The sequence below is a fragment of the Psychrilyobacter sp. genome (assembly GCF_049671765.1).
GTDB lineage: Bacteria > Fusobacteriota > Fusobacteriia > Fusobacteriales > Fusobacteriaceae > Psychrilyobacter.
The window spans coordinates 1-4776 of sequence record NZ_JBATVM010000126.1 but is presented as its reverse complement, the minus strand read 5'-3'; the positions used below and the strand labels follow the sequence as shown (position 1 = coordinate 4776).

The following is a 4776-nucleotide window of genomic DNA, read 5'->3' as shown; positions in this document are numbered from 1 at the left end:
GAGATGATTTCATATTCTGGACCTAATTTTTCATATTCTTCTTTAAAGTCTTTATCTTCCATTTTTAATTTTTTATATTCTGAAAATTTCATAATCAATTCCTCCCTTCATAATCTTCTTTATATTTAATAGCTTTACTTATTTCTTTTGTAGGTGTTTTTTTATTATTATATATAAATCCATTGGTTAAAATTATTTTTTTATCTACAAAACGCATAACATCTTCAACGTTCATTCTTGAAGTTTCATCTAGATTACCAACTATTTTATTAATAACTTTATCATTAATAACACCCATAATAGTAGTTCCTATACTATGAGTGTGAACTGCTAAACAAAGTGTTTTACTTCTATTATTGTGTTAAAATTATCTATAAATATTTGAACTAATTCAGGGTCAAACTGAGTTCCTGAACATCTAATAATTTCATCTAACGCTTCTTTATTTGTACAAATCTTTTGATATGTTCTCTTGCTTGTCATAGCATCGAATGTATCAGCTATAGAAATAATTCTTGATTGTAATGGAATTTTTTCAGCTTTTATTCCTCTTGGATAACCCATCCCATCCCATCTTTCGTGGTGATTTAGAACAATATTCGATATATTCCTCATATCATGAGTAGAGTTTAATATTCTAAATCCAATTTCAGGATGTCCTTTTATTAAATCATATTCTTCGGTAGTTAATTTTCCTTCTTTAGTAATAATTGAAATTGGAATCATTATTTTTCCTATATCATGTAGCAATCCTGCTGTTTTAACTTCAGCAATATCTTGTCTGTCCATTCCATATGCTAAAGCTATCTTTTCACTGATATTAGAGACAATTCTAGAATGAATTTCAGAACTATTATCTTTCTCGTTTAATGTATTCATAATTGTTTCTATAGCTCCGCTTCTCATTGAAGGTATCACTAATAATTTTTCTCGATACATTAGATCTTCAGCACTTTTATAAATTTCATTAATATCTTCATTTACTTCATTCTTAGTGTCAAATCCAAATGATATTGATAGCTCAATTGATTCTATAATTATTTTTTCTGCTTCTTTATTAATTTTTTCTATAATTTTTTCTGCTTCTTTTCCGTTCGTGTTAGGCATAACAATAACAAACTCATCACCACCAATTCTAGCAATCAAATCAGTTTCTCTACAAGAACCTAGAATAAGATTTGCAGCAGAAATAAGGAGTTCATCTCCTGCACTATGCCCAAAAGCATCATTTATCAATTTTAAACCATTAATATCTGACATTACAATTGTTAGTGGATAATTTTTAGGGATATCTAATTTACTTAGATTATCTTCATAATATCTTCTATTGTATAAGTCAGTTAATGAATCATGATAGCTTATATGCATAATTTCTTTCTTTTTTTTCCTATCTTCGGATACATCTTCTATAATAACTGCCATTCTATCTGTTTCTATTTTATAAACTGTAATTTTTATATAACCATCTATAGCGATTGAATAGTTTTCAAATATCTTTGTTTTGCCGGAAGAAGCAACTTCTTGAAATATATCGATCCAATATTGTTCCATTTCTATGAAGATCTCACATAGATTTTTACCAACAAGTTCCGAATTTTTCATTCCAATCAATTGTTCAAGTGCTTTGTTAACCCATAAAATTCGAAAATCAGTGATACTTTTTTCGGAATCCCTAAAAAATTGATAATGAATCATACCTAAAGGCATCATATTAGCTAAAAGTCTATATTGTTTTTCACTCTCTTTTTGTTTTTGATTTGTTATATTAATCTCTGTTATATCTCTAATAACACCCAATACTTTATTTGCTTTTCCTAATGAATTCTTTGTAATAAAAGCTTTCGAGTGTATATTTTTAGTTTTAGTTTTAGTATTTAATGTAAAATTTACTTCATAAGAAGATCCGTTTTGAATTAAATTTATTAATGCATCATCCATCATTTCTTTTTCTTCAGGAATAAGTTTTTTTTGAATTTTAGCTAATTCAATATACTCAGATTCTCTTGGTAATTCATAGATTTCGAATGCTTCCTTTGAACCCCAAATTAAGTTTGTATCTAAATCTACTTCCCATGATCCAACATTAGCTATTTTCTGCGACCGATCAAGTCTATCAAAACTTTCTTTTAATAGTTGTTCCTCTAGAATCCTTACGGTTATATCCCTTGAAAATACAGATGCCCCAATCACTAAATTATTGGTATCATAAATCGGATAAAAATATGATTCGAAAAAGACTTTATTTTCTTCTCCATATACCTCAATAATATTATAGGATTCTCCTCTTAAAGCTTTCTTATAATTTGTTTTTGCCTTTATACGATCCTCTTTAACTATTATTTGATCTAGAAGGTTACTTCCAACGGTTATCTTTGCCCCGTATACTTTTAACATTGACTCCTTATGATTTTGATTGAAATAATTATAGTTATATTTTTTGTCTATCGATAAAATCACCATATCTTTTGGACTTTCTAAACTAGCTTTCAATAGTGTTTCAGTATTTCTAATTTTTTTAATAAGAATAATGTTCTCTTGTTCTCTTGAAAGTCTCTCAGTTACATCTGTAGCAATACTAATAGCTACAGCTCTACCGTCAGATAAATTACCAATATATCCAGAATTAAAATCCCAAATAAGTTCTCTTCCATCTTTGGTAGTTACTGAAAATTCACCATTATGTCGTGTTTCTCTTAACTTGTATAACTTTCTAATAAAGTCACACACTTCATCTTTATTTTTACCATATACTTTTTTTGTCCACTCAAATATAGTCGGAATATCAGATTTATTATACTGAGTAAGTTCAGTCCAATTCTGACTTATACTTAAAATTGTACCATCTTCTGCATGTATCATAATTGGTATTGGTAGATTTAAAATAATATTCTCAAAAATACTTTCAACCTTCTTTAAATTATTTAAATTTTTTTTATTAAGAAAATCAAGAGACTTCTTAGTCGTGATTAATTCATCTATTATTTTTTCTTTTTCAAGTTTTAGTTTACCATTTATAATTATAAATATTATTCCACCCACTAATAAAAAAATGAAAAAAGAGCAGAAAAGAATATTTGAAATAGAGTTTTCATAATGGGATTGATTTTTATTTATCATTGTTTGTACCGCTAAATTTATTGCAAGAAATGATACTAAAATTAAAAAAACTAAAATTGCTGATAAAACATAGTGTTTGTATTTTGACTTCACATTACTTCCTCCTGAGATCTACCTAATTATGAATATTATACAATTTTTATATTTTATTTACAATTTTATACACTAAACTCTAATACTATAAGTTCGTGTTAATTCACTCTTAGACAGGTTTTATTATAACCTTTAGCTATCTAAAGATACTTTTGAGTCTATGCTGTGTTGAAGTAAACTTTTGTTAAAACTATTTTTGCCTCCTTGTTCTCATAAAGTTAATTTCACTTTTGGAAAATTTCTTTAAATTTAGCTTTAAGAGTTTCTGATACTCTAAAAATTACAATTAAAGAAGCTAACCAGTATTTAAAAAATGGATACTATATTTCCAAAGATAGAAAAACCAAAAAAAGTAACCAAGTAGCTCTAAATGAAAATTGTATGGAATCCATAAAAAGAGCTTTAGAGATTAGAAGAGAAATAAACTTAAATGTTGATAACGAGTTTCTTTTTGTTGGCCAAAGGAATAGAGCAATAAATAATGGAAATCATATATCGAGAATATCAATCCATAATATTTATATAGAAATAGCAGATTACTATAATCTAAAAACTAAAATATCTACTGATACAACTCGTAAGACATGGGGTCTTATAGTTTATAAGAAAACTAATAATATTAGTCTAGTGATGAAGAGATTAAACCATAGTAGTGAGAGGATGACCTTAGAATATATAGGGTTAACTCAAAAGAAAATGGATGATACAGTTATTGAGTTCAATTTATAATAATATATATATCAAGTCCTTATTTTGTTTTTAAGCGACATTTAGATTTTAATCATGTTAGATTCTAGCATAAAATTGATTACAACCTTAAAAACCAAAGTTGCACAACTAAAAAAGGACAGATAGATTAAGTTTATCTGCTTGCTTTTTTATTATCTTAATTTTATAAGTAGGAATCATGATAAAAAGTAAAAAATGAAAATATTAATTTTTACCTCTTTGGATTTGAATTTCCATCATAAGTGGTGTATAATGGTGTATGTGTATATATGGAGGTGAGGAAAATGTCACAAACTTTAAAGAGACATAATATTTTATTCTCTGATGATGAGTGGGAAGTAATTGGAGATAAAGCCAAGGAATTAAAGGTTTCAGTAAGTGAATTGATCAGAAAAACTATGGCTAAAGAAATTAAAGAAAGAGAAAATGGGGATCTTTTAGCTTATATAAATGAAAATTGTGAAAGTGTATCGCCCGAAGAGGAGGAAGAAATTAGCTTAATGCTAAAGGGAATCGATGCTGATGATTACTCAGATGCAGAAGAGGTGAGCATCAGTGATATATTACAGGGTTAGATATAAAAAAGAAGCTAAAAAGTTTTTATTAAAGAATAAAAAAATTGGTTTGAAATTCCATAAGATTTTTGATGATATATCAAAAGATATAGAAAATGTTGATATGTACGATATAAAAAACCTTAAGGGATATGATAGTTTAAAAAGGTTACGGGTGGGTAGTTATAGATCTATTTTTAAGATAGACAACGAAGGAAACTTAATAATAGTAGCTATTATAGGTTCTAGAGGAGATGTCTATAAAAAACTTTGAATTAAAAAG

General features: G+C 27.1%; 5 protein-coding genes. 3 read left to right on the top strand and 2 right to left on the bottom strand.

Annotation, left to right across the window (positions count from 1 at the left end):
- Nucleotides 1-94 precede the first annotated feature (94 nt).
- The gene (locus WBG30_RS06360) at nt 95-298 is read right to left on the bottom strand and encodes a hypothetical protein (RefSeq protein ID WP_424503808.1); all 204 of its coding nucleotides are present in this window, start codon (nt 296-298) and stop codon (nt 95-97) included.
- Between the two features lie 32 nt (nt 299-330).
- Nucleotides 331-3210, bottom strand: coding sequence for an HD domain-containing phosphohydrolase (locus tag WBG30_RS06355; protein WP_424503807.1), 2880 nt, complete (start codon nt 3208-3210; stop codon nt 331-333).
- Between the two features lie 237 nt (nt 3211-3447).
- Here WBG30_RS06355 and WBG30_RS06350 point away from each other — a divergent pair, with 237 nt between their 5' ends.
- From WBG30_RS06350 to WBG30_RS06340, 3 genes are all read left to right on the top strand, one after another.
- A complete protein-coding gene (locus WBG30_RS06350; protein WP_424503809.1) occupies nt 3448-3939 on the top strand; it encodes a tyrosine-type recombinase/integrase in 492 nt (163 codons plus the stop codon).
- A 284-nt stretch (nt 3940-4223) separates the two neighbouring features.
- On the top strand, nt 4224-4514 hold the full coding sequence (locus WBG30_RS06345; protein ID WP_424503806.1) for a hypothetical protein: 291 nt from the start codon (nt 4224-4226) through the stop codon (nt 4512-4514).
- Nucleotides 4495-4767 (top strand): type II toxin-antitoxin system RelE family toxin, encoded by a 273-nt coding sequence (locus WBG30_RS06340; protein ID WP_424503805.1) that lies wholly within the window; start codon nt 4495-4497, stop codon nt 4765-4767. The genes WBG30_RS06345 and WBG30_RS06340 overlap by 20 nt, the downstream gene beginning before the upstream one ends.
- The last annotated feature ends 9 nt before the right edge of the window (nt 4768-4776 follow it).

Coding starts and splice junctions, on each gene's coding strand:
- WBG30_RS06360 (WP_424503808.1), bottom strand. CDS start 298: ATGGGTGTTATTAATGATAAAGTTATTAATAAAATAGTTGGTAATCTA.
- WBG30_RS06345 (WP_424503806.1), top strand. CDS start 4,224: ATGTCACAAACTTTAAAGAGACATAATATTTTATTCTCTGATGATGAG.